Genomic DNA, 16763 nt, shown 5'->3' with positions numbered 1-16763 from the left:
GCACTTGGCCCCTGCTGCGCGAACTACAGAATGGCCAGGGCAGTGTCCAGTAAAGGCCGGATATACGAATGCAGCCGCGCTGACGACAGGATCGAAAAAGCTATCCTCACTGCTTGTGGGGAGAGTCCATATACAGTTGTTAGGCGGTAACGGCAATGACATATGGGTGTTCGTTGAATTTTGTATTTCGAGAACGAAAATAAGCCCGATATGTCCGAGACTGAAGTTGTTTTTGAATGAAAGCACCATCAGTCATGATGCGATAGCTAGCTGATTCAAGAAATTTTATACCAAGCTCCTTTGCTTGCTCTTTAATTGTTCCCCAGGTATTTGCAGTTGGGGATATTAACATTTCATTTGGGGGGATTCCTGAGATTCCATCATCACTTTCTATATCACCATTGAAGGCTCTTTTAAGCGCGCCCGCTGATGGTGCCCAGATGATTAGCGTAATAATGGGTTCATCGGACGGGGAAAAGTCCTTCAGCGTATTAGATGTCATTAGAAATGCCGGGCCTGCCTGATATATGCGATCAGTAACTTTTACTGGCATTTCGGGTAATGTGCTAATTCCTTTTCCTAAATGTTTCCTTAATTCATTCCAGATCACGTTTTCTCCATAGGCTCAAGATTATATGCTGGAAAGAGGGGTTATAAAACACATATTTGATTCCACTCGGTTTTGCTCTTAAGCCTAACGTTGAAATTAAGGGGCGCCGGAACGGCGTCCGCTTGAATGACTCGTTAGATTCTTGAATGCATAGATCTATGGCAATTTGGGCAGAGAATGGCAATATTTGAGACGTTATCATCACCACCTTGTGAAAGTGGTTCAATATGATGAATCTCAAGGATGTTATTTTCGCCTGACTCAAAGCCACATACCTGGCAGTGATAAATATCTTTTCCGCTTCGTTCAAGCTCGCGCAATATTAGTGATCTAGGGCGTCTATTTAGCTTATTTCTCTCTATTCTTTTAATTCTAAATTCTTCTTCTGACTTCTTGATGTCTTCTACAACCTGTTCAGAAACATTGAACGCCTCAAGGAATTCTGAAAATATTAGAAGGCTAAGCTCTTTTCCAGATGAGGCCCTTTTATATTCAGTTATAAGTTCGAATTTCGGAGAGAATGCGGCGCCATTTGATTGGTTCCACCAATCAGGTTTTCTATCTTCGCTTACAAATATTAGGTTCTTTTTATGGTTCTCACCAATATTTAGAATTGTAAGCCAAACTATTAAGTCGCCGGCTGCGTTAGAGTCTTTGCCAGAGTCTTTATAGCCTGGCGCGATTTTGTGTTTGTTTCTTCGCTCTAGTTCTGATTTTACATAGTTGTCATTTTTTTCATGATGAACAATGTTCTCACTATTGAAGAACTTGCTGTACATCTGAACAACCGGATCATTCCATGACCACTCTTTAATGTTCTTTGCTAATTTTTTAACGGCGCCATTGTATGTTTCAGAAGCCTTTTCTAGCTTTCGCCTTTCTCGTTCAAGCTCTTTGAACTCTGGGGTGTCTTTCAAAATGGCTGCGTCAGGCAATTTCAATACGGTAACATTCCTGTCGCACACGGTTTTATATAGTTCAGCCAGTTTTTTATCTTTATTTGCAGCAAACTCCCTAGCCACATGCTTAGGCAAGAATAGCTGTTTCTTTTGACTTAATGTCTGATATACCTTTTCAATTTCGGCAACATCTTCATTTCTGAGTGTGTACGGTATTAGCAGTACATTTGTATCCAGTACAACGATGCAGTCGCTTACGTAGTCGGATAGTTTTCTAATTGAAGATGAAAAAATATGATCAGTACTTTCAAATTTTTCTTGGTACGACAGTGAGCTGTCCAAGTCTTCATCAACTGATGTTTGCTTTGCCATTGGAAACTCCATTTATGAGGCGCGGGCTTTTTTTGAATCTAACGCCGCATTCAGCGGCTTGTCCGCTGCAATGCTTTGTTAGGGCTTAGCTCCGAGTTGTTTACGAGCAGCTTTCCATCGATCAGAAATACATCTATCTTGTCTTGATTCATAAGATGAGCCAGAATATTAAATCCGTCTAACTTTGCTTCCAATAAATCAAATACCCTATCTTTTATTCGAGCAACAAAGCTAATATGTTTTTCTAATTGCTCACTCAAATCCCTGCGCTCATAGCCAGATAAATTCAAATCGCCTTCAATTTTTCGTTGCTGCTCGCTTGTAAAGTTGTCGAAAGCATTCAGCCGATACTCCATTAGGTCATCGAGCTCAAGCTTAACTCTATTTACAAAATCTCTATGCCTCTGAATATTGCTTTCAGAATAATTCCCACTTAGTACGACTTCACAAATCCTACCCGCCACCAAGCGTTCGAAAATAGAAAATACAGGATGAGCCAGAATTTTATTCTCGAAGAATTGATCGGGATTAAATCGCCGACCTTCATATGTAGTGAAATAGTAGTTAAAGCCTGTTGAATACTCCTTTGGCTCCGAATCTAAGAGTTCTTTAAACCTGTGCCTTTGAGAGACATACATTTCATAACAATCTTCGTTATTTTTTACTATCCGAGATAAATATACATCTCGCATCGATCTATCTAGCGAGATGTCAGGTATACTTCTGAAGCTGTCTTCTATCGTCTCTGATATTCTTTCAAATCGAGCTTGCTCTTCAAGAATCTGGTGATTCCTAATATCAGCACAAAGATGAGAAATGTAAGATAGATTGTTTTGAATTGCGCCATACAGACTTATACCTAGCAAAGTCGGCATTAGGTCTGCTTGATTATCTAGCTCAACCTTCTCTAAGCCTGCAACATCGCTAATTTTACCCCTCTCAATGCATGTAGATGTAAGCAGTCCCTTTAATTCCCCGCTATTAATAGTCATTAGCTCTCGCGAAGAGTCTTTCTTAAATATGACTCTATAAAATGAACCCTCCTCATCCCCTGCCGAGGATTTTTTTAACTTTTGACTAAAAGCCGAGACGAATGACGAATCTGACACCAGGATAGGATTCGGGATCAAATCAATGAGCTTCGGATTATTCTCAAAAATAACTTGAATATTTCTTGGTAAATCTTTCATGCACATTTTTTCCTGTAATCCTTGAGCCCTAACGTTTGGTTAAGGGGCGGGCTTTAGCCCGTCCCAGTGAGCGAAGCGATCGATTTGAACCGCTAGTTAGGCACTTTATTTGATATTCTGCCTTGTAATTGATGCAGTAAGAGCATGAATTATAGCGGCGCATTCTAATGTGCTTAGAAGATCATTTTCAGCAGCAACTTCAATCAGTGGCTGTAAATCGTGGAGTGGAAGCTCGCTTGAACCATGAGGGCTGAAACGGCCCGTTTCAGGATGGTCATAACGGCAGCGAATAGAGGTTTCTGTTTTGCTCCAACTGGATATTCCAACCTCGAAGCAGTGGCTGTTGTCTATTATTCGGGTCTTGCTGTGGTCGACATCCATGATGTTAATCTCAATGTGTATATATAGATTCTGGCTAAAGTGCTTAACGCTTGAGAAGTGGCGTCGGCTTGAATGAATGGTTAGCTCCCAGCTAAGGCCAATCATCCGGCAGGTCAAAAGTTTGCCCGAAAGCGACACCATCCTGCCATGTCATATGCCCGTCGACTCCGATGGCATGGGAGAATCGCAGCATGTCGCCTGGGACAGGCAATGTAGCCTATGGATTTAGGTACAGCGTTGCATGGCGGCTGGGCACGTTGTAGACGCACAGATTATCGAATAACCAGGCCCCACTAACACGCCGAAACTGTGGACCAGACTTTCCGACCCAAGCTCCGTTCGGAGCTCTATCGAGCCGCGGCTCTGCGTCCAAATTCTCCGTTGAAAGAATGATTTGCTCCTGGCCGAACAGGGCTTGCATTTCATCGAGTCGATCAAGGTGATGGCCCGAGAAATTGACCGCCACGACTAGCGGCTTATCTAAAGATCCGTATTTATTACCCTTGAAGGTGATCGCATCCTTGATGGGACTCCAAGAGTTGACCCAGCCAGCTTGACCGAACTGGGCCGCAAGAAGCCTACTCGCTTTTCCGCGCCGATCTGCCCGCAGAGGAAGAGCCTGAACCGATATCTCTAGACTCTCATGATTCAAAACTAGCGTCGGCATGGCATCGTGACCTGAAGCATCAATTTCAGCTTGAACTTCATCCGGGTCAAGTGAATTGAGCCAAGCGAGTGTCTTCCGAAGAATGCGGCGCCGGCGCGGTTGTGTCGATGGATATCCAGACGTCTTGACGATCACTCCGAAGTTCGCGTGCGAAGCAGTGGTGAACACATCAAGAGTAGTCGCAATTAGCGGCTGATTTGTCTGATCTGCGGAGTTTTCACTGGCGAGCACAGCCTCTAGGTAGAAGCTGTCTCCAACTGGCGTTGTCACCAGGAAATCAGGACGAGAGCTGGAGCCGTTAGGCAGTTCCGGATGAGGCGTCAGTAGAAACCCTTGCCTATGCAGAGCGGAGTACAAGAGAAGCTCGAATTCAGCAGACCTGAAATTACTGTTGTTGTTGCTGCGAAATCTACTAATCAAGTCATCCGGGTCTGGGTAGTTGCTTACTAAATTTTCGAGAAACTCTCTCGCACGGGCCATCTCAGATCGAGCAGACCGATTCAAGAACTCGAAGTCAGTCTCAATGCTCAGCTTCGGGCTTGCATCTGTTCTAGTGACGGCATCGAAGATCATATGTGGGTGCTAACTACTATTAGACGTCACGTGACGGATAACACGCTGGACGAGTCTGACGCATAACCTTCCCTGTCATTTCTATTTTCCTTTCTAAAACGGGCCTTTCCAAGGATCAGTGACGGTATAAGCACGTTATACATCATGCTCAGGGCGGCACGGCTGCGGGAGCAAATCGAGCTCAGACATTACTCGATTCGCATGGAGCGTGTCTATTACAGGTAGGTTTAATTTTCAAGCAGAAGAAACGAGACTCAGCTCATACTCCTTCGCTTACACTGATGCCTATGCCAGCACTTCATGTCATAAGCATGTAGCGTCTAAGGCCAATGCCTGCTTTTCGGTTTTCCTCAAAGCGCCAGCAAGGTATCAACCAGCCGCTCGCCTATAAGTAAGTCATGCCTACTGGTGGTGTGAACCGTCTTTCAAAAAGCCTGAGGGCAGACTTAAGGCGGAGGGCAAATCATCCATAAGACGGGTGTCTCCCCTCTTCCCAGCCGCTACCTTGGCGCACATTTTTAGTTTGGAAAAGTGTGCGTCTACACATGAAATCGAAAGCCCTGTTGTATTTGGCTGTGCTGTGGCTAGCCGCCTGCAAACCTGAAGCGCCTGTTCAGGCACCTGCAGCACCGCCGGTTGAGGTGGCGGTGGTAACGCTGAAGTCACAACCTGTCCCCCTGGTTGCCGAGCTTAACGGCAGAACCGTTGCCCATATGGAGGCTGAGGTTCGCCCACAGGTGTCAGGCATCATTACACAGCGTACCTTTGAAGAAGGAACACTCGTCAAGGCCGGGCAGGTTCTCTACCGAATCGAACAGGCGCCCTACCGTGCCTCGCTCAACCAGGCCAAGGCCTCGCTGGCTAATGCCCAGGCCACGTTGCAGGCCGCCAAGCTTAAAGCCGAACGCTACAGCGATCTAATCAAGATCGAAGCCGTCTCCCAGCAGGAGGCAGACGATGCCAAGGCCAGCTATCAACAAGCTCTGGCTACCATTGCCGAGCGCAAGGCGGCGGTTGAGTCTGCACAGATCGACTTGAATTTCACGCAGATCACGGCGCCTATTGCTGGGCGGATCAGCAAGAGCAGCATCACGCCGGGTGCTCTGGTAACTGCCAATCAGGAGACCGCGCTGGCGGTTATCCGTACGCTGGACCCTATCTACGTAGACATCACTCAATCCAGCGCCGCGCTGCTCAGGCTCAAGAAGGCCTTGGGCAATGGCGTAGCCGCTGGCAGCACCGATGTTAGCCTTCGCCTGGAGGACGGCTCGCTCTATCAACATTCAGGAGTGTTGAAATTTGCAGAGGTTGCCGTGGATCAGGAGACCGGCTCTGTCACGCTTCGCGCACTTTTCCCTAACGCTGAAGGGCTTCTTCTGCCCGGCATGTATGTGAGAGCCCTCTTGCAAGAGGCCGTTGCGCCTCAGGGACTCCTTGCGCCTCAACGAGGCATTACCCGAGATGCGAAAGGCAATGGCATGGCCCTGGTTGTAAACACCAACAACACGGTTGAAGCACGTGAAGTGGTTACAACCCAGGCTATTGGTAGCAGTTGGCTGATTCAAAGCGGATTGGCGGAAGGCGATCGCCTCATCGTTGAAGGCACCGGCAAGGTCAAGGCGGGGGCGACGGTACATGCGGTTGAGTTCAAACCGGCAGGTTCCGGTGAGGCTCGCGCCACGCAGCAGGGACAGTAGCCGATGTTTGCACATTTCTTTATCAAGCGACCGGTCTTCGCCTGGGTCATCAGTATCGTCATCATGCTTTTTGGCCTCTTGGCGATACGCACCCTTCCCATCGCCCAATACCCGGATGTGGCGCCTCCCGCTATTTCGGTCAGTGCCTCCTATTCTGGCGCCTCGGCCGAGACCATGGAGAACAGCGTTACGCAAATCCTTGAACAGCAACTCAAGGGGCTGGATGGCCTTCAATCATTTTCCTCCAGCAGCAGCTCCACAGGACGAACCAGTATCACGGTGACCTTCAACCAGGGCATCGATCCCGATAACGCCCAGATCCAGGTCCAGAACAAGGTCCAGCAGGCGCTTACGCGTCTTCCCTCCGAGGTGCAGCGGCAAGGCGTCTCGGTGACCAAGGCGCAGAATGATTTCCTGCTGATCATGGCTCTGTACGACGACACGGATCGTTCATCCTCTACTGATATTTCCGACTATATGGCCAGCAACCTGCAGGACCCTATCTCACGGGTTGCTGGCGTAGGCGATGTGCAGATTTTTGGCTCTGAATATGCCATGCGCATATGGCTTGATCCTTCGAAGCTGGCTACCTATGGATTGATGCCCTCTGACATCACTGCCGCTGTGCAGGCACAGAACACTCAAGTTTCTGCTGGACAGATTGGCGGATTGCCTTCTCCACCGGATCAGGAACTTAACGCGACCGTTACCGCGCAATCACGGCTACGTACGCCCCAACAGTTCCGGGACATCATCCTAAAGAGCGATTCCTCAGGAGCGCATGTACACCTGGGCGATGTAGCTCGGGTGGAGCTGGGCAGTGAGAGTTACGGCATTGTTACTCGCTTGAATGGCCATCCTGCCGCGGGGCTTGCGGTAAAGCTTGCGCCGGGAAGCAATGCACTTTCCACAGCCGAAGGCGTAAAGGCGCTGGCACAGGAGCTGTCCAGTAACTTTCCTGAAGGCTACCACCTGGAATTCCCGCTCGACAGCACGGAATTTATCAAGCTTTCAGTTCATGAGGTCATCAAGACACTCTTCGAGGCCATTGCCCTTGTTGTCGTGGTGATGTTCATTTTCCTGCAGAGCTGGCGCGCAACCCTTATCCCGGCGATTTCCGTTCCGGTGGTGCTGTTAGGCACATTCGGCGTGCTATGGATTGCAGGATATTCCATCAATACGCTCACCCTGTTTGGCGTGGTGCTGTCCATTGGCCTTCTGGTAGACGACACCATTGTGGTGGTGGAAAACGTTGAGCGCTTGATGACGGAGCGCAAGCTGTCTGCCCTTGACGCCACCATGGAGTCGATGACGGAAATCAACGGTGCGTTGATCGGGATTGCCATGGTGCTGTCTGCCGTTTTTCTACCCATGGCTTTCTTTGGCGGGTCGACAGGGGTTATCTATCGGCAGTTTTCCATCACTATCGTAGCGTCCATGGTGCTGTCGGTGTTTATTGCACTGACACTCACACCCGCCCTGTGCGCAACATTACTCAAGCCAGCCGAGCATCAGGCGCAGTCTGGTTTCTTTGGCTGGTTCAACCGCACCTTCAACAAGAACCTCAACCGCTATGAGCATGGGGTAACGGGCGTACTCAAACGCCCGGTACGGTTCATGCTCATTTATGGATGCCTGGGCGCCGTACTGGTCGTGCTGTATATGCGTTTACCCAGCGGCTTTCTGCCTACCGAAGACCAGGGCTCGAACATGGTGCAGTTTACCTTGCCGGTCGGAGCCTCCCAGAAGCGCAGTCTGGAGGTTGGCAAGACCATTGAGCGCCACTATCTGGAAACCGAAAAGGACAACACCAAAGCAATTTTTACCATTGTCGGATTTGGCTTTGGCGGAAGCGGCCAGAATACGGGCCTTGCGTTTGTTGCCCTTAAAGATTGGAGCGAGCGCACCGATGAGAAAAATCGGGCCGATAGTATTTCCAATCGCGCCATGGCCACCTTTTACCGTTCCCGCGATGCGCAGATCTACGCCCTGACGCCACCTGCGATCCAGGGCCTGGGCCAATCGTCTGGCTTCACGTTCCAGCTACAGGCATCAGCCACAACGGACCGTGCTCAGCTCCTGGGCTTTCGTAATCAGCTGTTAGGGCTGGCCGCAGCAGAGCCGTCCCTGGCCGCAGTTCGCCCAAGCGGCCTGGAAGAAACTCCACAGCTCAAAATCGACATTGATCAATCCAAGGCGGTTTCCAGCGGGCTAGCGTTGAGTGATATCAACTCGACGTTAAGTGCCGCCTGGGGCAGTACCTATATCAATGACTTTATCGACCGGGGTCGCGTCAAGCGGGTGTACATGCAGGGTGACGCCCCGTTTCGCTCGCAGCCTGATGATTTGTACCAGTGGTATGTGCGTGGTCAGTCCAACGCGATGACACCTTTCTCGGCCTTTGCCACTACGCATTGGGAGCGCGGCCCGGACAACCTTGAACGCTTCAACGGCCTTGCCTCATACGCGATTCAGGGTCAGGGTGCTCCGGGTGTCAGCTCGGGTGAAGCCATGGACACAATGGAGCATTTGGCCAACCAGTTGCCCCAGGGGACGACCTTCGCCTGGAGCGACTTGTCCTATCAGGAGCGCGAATCCAGCGGGCAGGCCATTCGCCTTTATGCCCTGTCCATCCTGATTGTCTTTCTCTGTCTGGCGGCCCTGTATAACAGCTGGTCGATTCCCTTCTCGGTGCTCATGGTCATTCCGCTGGGTATTGTCGGCACCATTCTCGCGGCTACCTTGCGAGGGCTGGAAAACGATGTGTTTTTCCAGGTTGCGCTCATTACCACCATTGGCCTGGCTTCCAAGAACGCTATTCTGATCGTCGAGTTTGCCGAGGCGGCCGAGCAGCGTGGGCTTTCTATCTGGAATGCTGCGCTTGAGGGTGCTCGCTTGAGACTTCGCCCGATCGTTATGACCTCGCTGGCCTTCATGGCAGGTGTGCTGCCTCTGGCCGTTGCTACCGGTGCAGGTGCCAACAGCCGCATCTCCATTGGCACCGGCATCATTGGCGGTACGCTCACCGCAACAGTGCTTGCGATCTTCTTCGTACCGCTGTTCTTTGTGCTCGTCCGCGGCCTCGCTATCCGCTTCCAGAAGAGTAAGACCCCATCCACTTCGCAGGAGACACCGTGATGCGCCTGAGATGTTTAGCGCTGCTCATGCCGATGGCTCTGCTTGGCTGCACCCTCGCTCCCACGTATGAGCGCCCCGCCGCCCCGGTTCCCTCGACGTGGCCGCAAGGAACTGGCTACACGCCCTCTGTGCAAGCCTTTGTGCCAACCACCTGGGAAGCGCTTGCGCTGGATGCCGATTTACGATCCGTCATAACGCTTGCGCTAGCCAATAACCGGGACCTGCGCAAAGCGGCAGCCAATATCGAGTCGGCTCGGGCGCAGTATCGTCTGCAGCGCTCCGAACTCTGGCCCCAGTTAAACGCCAGCGCCAATGCTTCACGTTCACGCACTCAGGTTGAGACGTTGGGCCAAAAACAGACCGTCTATAGCAAAAGCGTTTCGGCAAGCGTTGGGCTTAGCGCCTATGAGCTGGATTTGTTTGGACGCGTGCGGAGCCTATCCGAATCAGCGCAGCAGAGTTTGCTGGCTACAGAGGAGGCTTCCCGCGCCACCTATATCAGCTTGATCGCGGAAACAGCCAATGCCTACCTGACGCTCGCGTCTGACCGGGCGCAACTGAGGATCTCGGAGGAAACGCTGGAAAGCGCGAGCCGCACGGTCAGTCTGATCCAGGGGCGGCTCTCGGCAGGCATCGCCTCCCGTGTAGAGTTGCGGCAGGCCCAGACGATCTATGAACAGGCACGCGCGGATATTGCTAACTACCGGACGCTTGTCGCTCAGGACCGCAATGCACTGGAACTGTTGGTTGGGCAGACACTGGATGATGCGGTGCTACCCCAACCCTTGGAAGCAGATAAACCCCTGTTTGCAGAGGTCTCGCCTGGACTGTCTTCCGATGTCCTGCTCAGGCGCCCGGATGTGCTTCAGGCCGAACACAATTTGCTGGCCGCCAACGCCAACATTGGCGCGGCCCGGGCGGCATTCTTTCCGCAGTTGAGCCTTACCTCCTCCGTAGGCCTGAGCAGTCATGGACTGTCATCGCTGTTTTCAAGCGCCAACAAGGTCTGGTCGTTCATGCCCTCTGTTAGCATCCCGATCTTTACCGGTGGCGCCAACACAGCCAACCTGAACTACAGCAAGGCCCAGCGGGACTATTACGTCGCTGACTATGAGCAAAGCATCCAGACCGCTTTTCGTGAGGTGGCTGACGCGCTGGCCAGGCGCGGCACACTGGAGGAACAACTTTCTGCCCAGACAGCTCTTTTGGAAGCGGCCAGCGAAAGCTACCAGCTCTCGGATGCACGTTATAGACGGGGTATTGATACCTTCCTGAATGCGCTCGATGCGCAACGTACGCTCTACAGCGCCCAGAAATCGCTGGTCAATGCACGTCAAATCGCGGAGGAAAACCGCATCGAGTTGTACAGAGTGTTAGGTGGTATCTGATAAACAAAGGCCCGGCCAGATCTGGTCTGGGCCTTTTACCGCTTTATGCGCTCAGGGCCTATGATGCGTCATCAGCCCCTGCTTCCAGGCAAAGGCAACGGCCTCTGTACGGTCAGCCAGTTCGAGTTTGGAGAGCAGGCTGCTAATATGGGACTTCACTGTTTTTTCACTGATATTGAGTGAAGTCGCGATACGCACGTTACTTCCGCCTGAAGCAAGCTCGCGAAGCACATCAAGTTCACGCTCGGTCAGCTCCTTGAAGGGATCGACCTTGGGCTCGCGAATTTCCCTGACCACCTTGAGCAGCTTCGAGGCGATAAAGGAATGAATAATGACCTCACCTCGCGCGATCCGGCGGATCATATCAATCAGCTCATCACCTAACATCGTCTTGACCAGAAAGGACTGAGCACCCGCCTCGATGGCAGCAAAGGCCAACTCATCCTCTTCGGTAGAACTCAGGACAGCTATCTGGCTACCCGGACTTACCTCCAGCAGTCGCTTGATGGTCTCCACACCGCTCAACCCTGGCATCATCAAATCCAGCAAGACAAGCGCAGGCTTGGACGCCTGAGCGAGCTCAATCGCTGTCTGCCCATCTCCCGCCTCGCCTATCACATCGAACTCGCCGGTAATGTCGAGCAGACTACGGATACCCTGTCTAACAATGGCATGGTCATCAACCAGCAACACGGTGGTCTTCATCATTGCCTTTCTGTAGGTTTAAAGGAGATTTCAACGGTGGTTCCCTGGCCGGGCTCGCTGCGAATATCAATACGCCCTTCCAAAAGCCAATGGGCTCTTTGACGCATATTGCCCAAGCCCATTCCCGAGCTGGTGTGCCCCGGATGAAAGCCTTGACCATCGTCCTCGATTTTAAGAACAAACCGCTCTCCCTGACGAACGAGGGATATCCATAGATGCGAGGCGTTGGCATGTCGAAGCGTGTTGGCCGCCCCTTCACTGGCAATCAAGAGCAGCTCAGTTGCAACCGCATCCTCCTCATTCAACCAGTGCATCACCTCTTCCTGAATATCGACAGACCACTCAATGGCGCTGCCCTCAAGCAGGTTTGCCAGGTTCTGCTTCAAGGCGCTATCCAGACCTAGCTCAGCCACCGTAGGCGCCGAGAGGCGATGGATGACATCACTCATGTCCCGTTGAAGATGCTCAACAAGCTTGAGTGATGAGTTGGCTAGCTTGGCCTGCTCGGGATGGGTACTGCACAGGCGGCGTAACAGACTAAGCTGTAGCCCAAGGGCGAAGCACCGTTGCTTTGCGGTATCGTGCAGTTCGCGGGCCAGCCGACTGCGCTCATCCTGCGCAGCGATAGCCTGCTTGACCTCAATCACACCTGCTACCGCATCAGCCATATGATCGAATCGCTGGGCCAGCCGGCCGAATTCATCATGTCCCTCATCGTTGATACGCATATCGAGTTGACCCTGAGCCCAGGTATTGGCTACCTGCTCGGCATGCCGAATTCTATTCAGCAGGAAGAAAGCCAGCAGCAGTGCGGTGCAACAATTACTGATCAGCATGTAGGGCCAAAGCCAACCAAACTGACGGCTCGTATCCGCCCAGAAGGCTTTCCATGGATCAAACCCTTCCATACCCAGAACAAGCCTATCCGCTTCTTGTGGTAGCTGAACAACCGCCGTGCTAAACCAGATATCACTGGCCGTACGCGTCTCATCGCTTTCAACCTTGATACTGTTACCCTGGCGGCTCACTGTCTGCATTCTGGCTTGAAGCGGCTCCGTCAATTTGGCGGGGTAATGACATTGCAGCCCCTGCTCATTGCGGTACAGCGCTGCAAGACGCCCTTCCCCGAGAGACTGGCTAAAACTATTACCAGCCTTGCCTGTTAATACACCAGAACCAAAGACACGATGGACCAACAACTCAAGCAGTGCCTGGCAGCGTTCAGCCGTAGCGGCGGCTTGCAACAGCTCAGCCACCACCCTGCCCTCTACCGCAACACGGTCGTGCAGTTTATCTTCACTTAGCGCCTCTTTAAGCTCAACCTGACTGTTCCAGGTACCGAAGCCGATGATTGCAACTGTAGAAGAACCAGAGATCACGAACAGACTGACAAAAAACTTGATGAACAGTCCGCCTAGCCATCGCTTGGGCATGAATAACGAGGCGAGCCTGGAGAGAGTAAGCAAGGAGGGCGTGAATCCTGATCATTGGGTTATATGATCATTTTGCCATGAACCCTTCGGCAGCGCCTGCGGCCTATCAGCTGCATCGTGAAGATTGGAGAATCTCCTCGCGTTAAGACGTCAGGCTTTGCCTTTGGGTATGGAAATAGGCAAGACTCCATTTTTCTATCTACTGCGTAGGAAACCATGAAGATTTTCCTGTCCAGATTAATGATTCTTGGCTTAGCGTGCCAAGTTGCTCAGGCGGCCTGCCAGCGAGAGGCCACTGATTTTAATTATCCGTCTCAGCGTTTGGATGAAGCATTACAGCGGCTGGCTCATAGTACCGGTTGCCCTGTCACGGTGGACCTTACCCCTTTCGCAGACCGGAAGGTGCCTGCACTGCATGGCCGCTATACGCCTGAAGAAGCGCTCTGGCAGCTAATAAAAGGAACAGGACTCGAAGGTTACCCTACGGCTGATGGGCTGGAAGCGAATACCCAGGAACAGGATGCCGTCGGGGCCAAAGCACAGGCTGTACGTAGCCTTATCAATACCCAAAAAGGTTCGATTACCAAGGCCAAACAGCAGCATTATGAGCAACAAATCAAGGAAGTGGAAACCAACGTAGCAGCCCTGGCTCGCCAGCAAGGCTTCATCAGTGCCGGGGAGCGCAGCTCGTTTCATCGCAGCCTGGACGAGATGCTCAACGAACTGAAGCGCTAGGTCATCTAGCCTATCCAGGTCGCTTTGAGAGCAGGCGGCTGACCTCTATTGCAGACGCCTGCGGGCCTATAGGGAGAGAAGGCTGCCTAGGACTTTTTACCCAGGCAGCCTTTGATCAACCTGCCAAGACGCTATCGACCAGTGCTTTGGCCTCTTCCTGGATGCGCTTGAGGTGCGTTTCGCCCTCAAAGCTCTCAGCATAGATTTTGTAGACGTCTTCAGTACCGGAAGGACGTGCAGCAAACCAGCCGTTTTCAGTCACAACTTTGAGGCCGCCGATCGCTGCACCATTGCCAGGCGCCTCGGTCAGGATCTGTGTAATCGGCTGACCGGCCAGCTCGCTGGCAGTTACCTGTGAAGCGGAGAGCTTGCCTAGCTTGGCTTTCTGCTCGCGATCGGCTGCAGCATCGATACGCTGATACACCGGCGAGCCAAATCGCTCGGTCAGTGCCTGATAGCGCTCACCAGGGTCCTTGCCAGTAACCGCCGTGATTTCAGCCGCCAGCAGTCCCAGGATGATGCCGTCCTTATCGGTCGACCATGCACCGCCAGTCTTGCGCAGGAACGATGCGCCCGCGGACTCCTCACCACCAAAGCCAAGGCTTCCATCCATGAGGCCATCCACGAACCACTTGAAGCCCACCGGCACCTCGACAACCTTCCGATCGATACCCTGAGCCACACGGTCGATCATGGAAGACGATACCAGTGTTTTACCAATACCCGCTTGAGTGCTCCACTCTGGACGATGGGTGAAGAGGTATTCGATCGCTACCGCCAGATAATGATTGGGATTGAGCAGCCCGGTCGAACGCGCCACAATGCCGTGGCGGTCATGGTCGGTATCACAGGCGAAGGACACATCGAAACGGTCCTTGTTTTCAATCAATCCAGCCATCGCATGAGGCGAGCTGCAGTCCATACGGATCTTGCCATCCCAATCCAGGCGCATGAAGCGGAAGGTAGGATCGATACGGGTCGACAGGACCTCAAGCGGCAAACCAAAACGCTCGGCAATGCGCGTCCAGTAGTGCACGCCTGCCCCGCCCAGAGGATCTACGCCAAACTTAAGGCCCGAATGCTTGATGGCTTCAATATCGATGACCTGATCAAGGCCACCCACATAGCTTTCGATAAAGTCGAATCGCTGCGTCGTTGGCGCTTTCAACGCACGGGCATAGTCCATGCGCTCCACGCCCTTCAATCCTGCCTTGAGCAGCGCATTCGCACGCTCCTGAATCCACTTGGTTACGTTGGTATCGGCCGGACCACCATTGGTGGGGTTGTATTTGAATCCACCATCGGCAGGCGGATTGTGTGAAGGCGTAATGACAATACCGTCAGCCAGGCCGCTGGTACGGCCTTTGTTGTATTCGAGAATGGCATTGGAGATGGCGGGCGTTGGCGTGTAACCGGGCTCGCCCTGAGTCTCAGCACAGCCTGCATCGATACGGGTCTCAACACCGTTGGCAGCCAGCACTTCCAGTGCCGATACAAAGGCCGGTTCGGATAGTGCGTGCGTATCCATGCCGACAAAGAGCGGACCATTTACGCCCTGCTCTTTTCGGTAATCACAAATGGCCTGGGTGGTTGCCAGGATGTGCCACTCATTGAAGCTGACCTTCAGCGATGAACCGCGATGCCCGGATGTACCAAATGAAACCTGCTGCGCCGGATCATCAGGGTTTGGCCGCTCACTGTAATAGCGCGACACCAGGCGCGGTAGGTTGACCAGGGTATGCTCATCGGGCAGGCGTCCTGCGTTAAGGTCGATGCTCATCTGACGTTCCTTTGATGGGTTGAAATTACTGCCTCAAGTAAACCATGCGGCGATTCAAGAAGCATTCGAAAGCGGTATGACACTGGTGGGTGTCATTCATTCGCGCTTCGACCCAAGCACTACCACCCAAGGTTCCCTTTTCGTTTCGCTTATGTGCTGCGGTGCGCGGAAAAAGCCCTAGAAACAGATCTGCAAAAGAAAACCCGGCATTAGCCGGGTTTTCGATAACTGTGTTGCGTTACAGCGGATGATCTACCTCATCATCGCCAAGCGGATTATCAGGAATGATATCGGGACGCAGTGGATCGAATACGTCACTGCCAATGCCCGCATCGTCCGGCACCACAGGATCGGAGCCTTGTGCATCTAAGGGCGCATTGCTCATACGGATCTCCTCCATTTATAGCCATTAGCACCAGGCTTTGGAGGTATAAATCCACCCGTTGTTTATACCGGTCATCCGAACCTTTTGCAGCAGATTAAAGGTGGGTATAGATGTAACGGGCCGTCATCACAAGCGCTGTCACTCCAACCATAATCCCGATAAGACCAGACAATGCCAGTGCCGAAAAATGATAGAGATGACCCGGTGCACTGGCCATGATCAGTATCGCCGAAACACTGATCAACGAAACGATAGGCCCCACTGCCAGATAGCGTTTGAACACTGCCATGAACATGCCTCCCCAAGCTGCTCTGCAGACAGGCATCGTTGATAACACGGAATTATGAAGGCTATAAGTCATCACCAGACGGTTTGCCACTCGCGCCGGTCGTCAAACGACGAAAGGTATAAAGTTTTTCTGATCCCGACCGACAACGCAGCCACATCAGTCAAGTAGATCCCTATGAAAAAGGTCAGCCAAACCTTGCGGACTCAAGCGTCCATCATCGAGGCCTATTGCGTTTTGGAAGAGGAAGCTCGTCAGCATCCCGAGCTACGCGTATTCCTGCCTGAACTGCTTGATCTAAACGAACAGGCCTGCACGCTCATTGAGCGCTATATGGCCAAGGCAGCCGTTAAAGCCGCCACTGAATAAATCCAGCAATCCAGCGGATGCGTTTGGGCGCGAGCCTGACATACGTGCTCACTGGCATAGCACAGGACAAAGGCTCACGAGTGATGCCATTGAGGTCAAAATCGTAGCGACCTTGAGCCGCCGGTTATGGCTTACACGAAGCGAAATGCAGGCTG

The 16763-nt window shown here is 52.1% G+C and carries 15 protein-coding genes; 5 read left to right on the top strand and 10 right to left on the bottom strand.

Translation table 11 applies throughout. The features are described from left to right. Nucleotides 1–139: 139 nt before the first annotated feature. From PLU01S_RS23005 to PLU01S_RS22990, 5 genes are all read right to left on the bottom strand, one after another. Nucleotides 140–610 (bottom strand): hypothetical protein, encoded by a 471-nt coding sequence (locus tag PLU01S_RS23005; protein WP_010794833.1) that lies wholly within the window; start codon nt 608–610, stop codon nt 140–142. A 134-nt stretch (nt 611–744) separates the two neighbouring features. Then, nucleotides 745–1881 carry a PIN domain-containing protein gene (locus PLU01S_RS26250; RefSeq protein ID WP_074829195.1) on the bottom strand — a complete coding sequence of 379 codons (1137 nt, stop codon included), beginning with the start codon at nt 1879–1881 and terminating at the stop codon, nt 745–747. 50 nt (nt 1882–1931) lie between these two features. Continuing rightward, a complete protein-coding gene (locus PLU01S_RS26030) occupies nt 1932–3071 on the bottom strand; it encodes a hypothetical protein (RefSeq protein WP_074829192.1) in 1140 nt (379 codons plus the stop codon). Between the two features lie 105 nt (nt 3072–3176). Beyond that, nucleotides 3177–3452 (bottom strand): hypothetical protein, encoded by a 276-nt coding sequence (locus PLU01S_RS25525; RefSeq protein WP_139208914.1) that lies wholly within the window; start codon nt 3450–3452, stop codon nt 3177–3179. A 217-nt stretch (nt 3453–3669) separates the two neighbouring features. Beyond that, nucleotides 3670–4692: a hypothetical protein gene (locus PLU01S_RS22990; RefSeq protein WP_074829189.1), complete on the bottom strand. Its 1023-nt coding sequence runs from the start codon at nt 4690–4692 to the stop codon at nt 3670–3672. A 545-nt stretch (nt 4693–5237) separates the two neighbouring features. Here PLU01S_RS22990 and PLU01S_RS22985 point away from each other — a divergent pair. From PLU01S_RS22985 to PLU01S_RS22975, 3 genes are read left to right on the top strand one after another with little or no spacing between them, the layout of a single operon-like run. Continuing rightward, on the top strand, nt 5238–6389 hold the full coding sequence (locus tag PLU01S_RS22985) for an efflux RND transporter periplasmic adaptor subunit (RefSeq protein ID WP_074829186.1): 1152 nt from the start codon (nt 5238–5240) through the stop codon (nt 6387–6389). Nucleotides 6390–6392: 3 nt separating this feature from the next. Further along, on the top strand, nt 6393–9527 hold the full coding sequence (locus PLU01S_RS22980; protein WP_074829181.1) for an efflux RND transporter permease subunit: 3135 nt from the start codon (nt 6393–6395) through the stop codon (nt 9525–9527). Continuing rightward, nucleotides 9527–10915, top strand: coding sequence for an efflux transporter outer membrane subunit (locus PLU01S_RS22975; RefSeq protein WP_074829176.1), 1389 nt, complete (start codon nt 9527–9529; stop codon nt 10913–10915). Before PLU01S_RS22980 ends, PLU01S_RS22975 begins: the two co-directional genes overlap by 1 nt. Nucleotides 10916–10966: 51 nt before the next feature. Here the strand turns inward: PLU01S_RS22975 and PLU01S_RS22970 are convergent, their stop codons facing one another. After that, nucleotides 10967–11623, bottom strand: a complete 657-nt coding sequence (locus PLU01S_RS22970; protein WP_074829174.1) for a response regulator — start codon at nt 11621–11623, stop codon at nt 10967–10969. Beyond that, the gene (locus tag PLU01S_RS22965) at nt 11620–13086 is read right to left on the bottom strand and encodes a HAMP domain-containing sensor histidine kinase (protein ID WP_139208913.1); all 1467 of its coding nucleotides are present in this window, start codon (nt 13084–13086) and stop codon (nt 11620–11622) included. Before PLU01S_RS22965 ends, PLU01S_RS22970 begins: the two co-directional genes overlap by 4 nt. Nucleotides 13087–13269: 183 nt before the next feature. Between PLU01S_RS22965 and PLU01S_RS22960 the strand changes: the two genes are divergently transcribed. Then, nucleotides 13270–13788: an STN domain-containing protein gene (locus PLU01S_RS22960; RefSeq protein WP_074829170.1), complete on the top strand. Its 519-nt coding sequence runs from the start codon at nt 13270–13272 to the stop codon at nt 13786–13788. A gap of 115 nt (nt 13789–13903) precedes the next feature. Here the strand turns inward: PLU01S_RS22960 and pgm are convergent, their stop codons facing one another. The 3 genes from pgm to PLU01S_RS22950 all read right to left on the bottom strand — a co-directional run bounded on the left by pgm (nt 13904) and on the right by PLU01S_RS22950 (nt 16242). After that, a complete protein-coding gene (pgm, locus tag PLU01S_RS22955) occupies nt 13904–15568 on the bottom strand; it encodes a phosphoglucomutase (alpha-D-glucose-1,6-bisphosphate-dependent) (protein WP_074829166.1) in 1665 nt (554 codons plus the stop codon). A gap of 238 nt (nt 15569–15806) precedes the next feature. Then, on the bottom strand, nt 15807–15953 hold the full coding sequence (locus PLU01S_RS25840) for a hypothetical protein (RefSeq protein WP_010798681.1): 147 nt from the start codon (nt 15951–15953) through the stop codon (nt 15807–15809). Nucleotides 15954–16047: 94 nt separating this feature from the next. Next, the gene (locus PLU01S_RS22950) at nt 16048–16242 is read right to left on the bottom strand and encodes a hypothetical protein (RefSeq protein WP_074829165.1); all 195 of its coding nucleotides are present in this window, start codon (nt 16240–16242) and stop codon (nt 16048–16050) included. 174 nt (nt 16243–16416) lie between these two features. Between PLU01S_RS22950 and PLU01S_RS22945 the strand changes: the two genes are divergently transcribed. Continuing rightward, nucleotides 16417–16608, top strand: coding sequence for a hypothetical protein (locus tag PLU01S_RS22945; protein ID WP_074829162.1), 192 nt, complete (start codon nt 16417–16419; stop codon nt 16606–16608). The last annotated feature ends 155 nt before the right edge of the window (nt 16609–16763 follow it).

Source organism: Pseudomonas luteola NBRC 103146, from assembly GCF_002091675.1.
GTDB classification, from domain to species: domain Bacteria; phylum Pseudomonadota; class Gammaproteobacteria; order Pseudomonadales; family Pseudomonadaceae; genus Chryseomonas; species Chryseomonas luteola.
Note: the sequence above shows the minus strand (reverse complement) of the source record. Positions and strands in the feature narration are given on the sequence as shown.

Bases quoted from the DNA above. Each gene is read 5' to 3' on its own strand.
- PLU01S_RS26250 (WP_074829195.1), bottom strand. From the start codon at position 1,881: ATGGCAAAGCAAACATCAGTTGATGAAGACTTGGACAGCTCACTGTCG.
- PLU01S_RS26030 (WP_074829192.1), bottom strand. From the start codon at position 3,071: ATGAAAGATTTACCAAGAAATATTCAAGTTATTTTTGAGAATAATCCG.
- PLU01S_RS25525 (WP_139208914.1), bottom strand. From the start codon at position 3,452: ATGGATGTCGACCACAGCAAGACCCGAATAATAGACAACAGCCACTGC.
- PLU01S_RS22990 (WP_074829189.1), bottom strand. From the start codon at position 4,692: ATGATCTTCGATGCCGTCACTAGAACAGATGCAAGCCCGAAGCTGAGC.
- PLU01S_RS22985 (WP_074829186.1), top strand. From the start codon at position 5,238: ATGAAATCGAAAGCCCTGTTGTATTTGGCTGTGCTGTGGCTAGCCGCC.
- PLU01S_RS22980 (WP_074829181.1), top strand. From the start codon at position 6,393: ATGTTTGCACATTTCTTTATCAAGCGACCGGTCTTCGCCTGGGTCATC.
- PLU01S_RS22975 (WP_074829176.1), top strand. From the start codon at position 9,527: ATGCGCCTGAGATGTTTAGCGCTGCTCATGCCGATGGCTCTGCTTGGC.
- PLU01S_RS22970 (WP_074829174.1), bottom strand. From the start codon at position 11,623: ATGATGAAGACCACCGTGTTGCTGGTTGATGACCATGCCATTGTTAGA.
- PLU01S_RS22960 (WP_074829170.1), top strand. From the start codon at position 13,270: ATGAAGATTTTCCTGTCCAGATTAATGATTCTTGGCTTAGCGTGCCAA.
- pgm (WP_074829166.1), bottom strand. From the start codon at position 15,568: ATGAGCATCGACCTTAACGCAGGACGCCTGCCCGATGAGCATACCCTG.
- PLU01S_RS25840 (WP_010798681.1), bottom strand. From the start codon at position 15,953: ATGAGCAATGCGCCCTTAGATGCACAAGGCTCCGATCCTGTGGTGCCG.
- PLU01S_RS22950 (WP_074829165.1), bottom strand. From the start codon at position 16,242: ATGGCAGTGTTCAAACGCTATCTGGCAGTGGGGCCTATCGTTTCGTTG.
- PLU01S_RS22945 (WP_074829162.1), top strand. From the start codon at position 16,417: ATGAAAAAGGTCAGCCAAACCTTGCGGACTCAAGCGTCCATCATCGAG.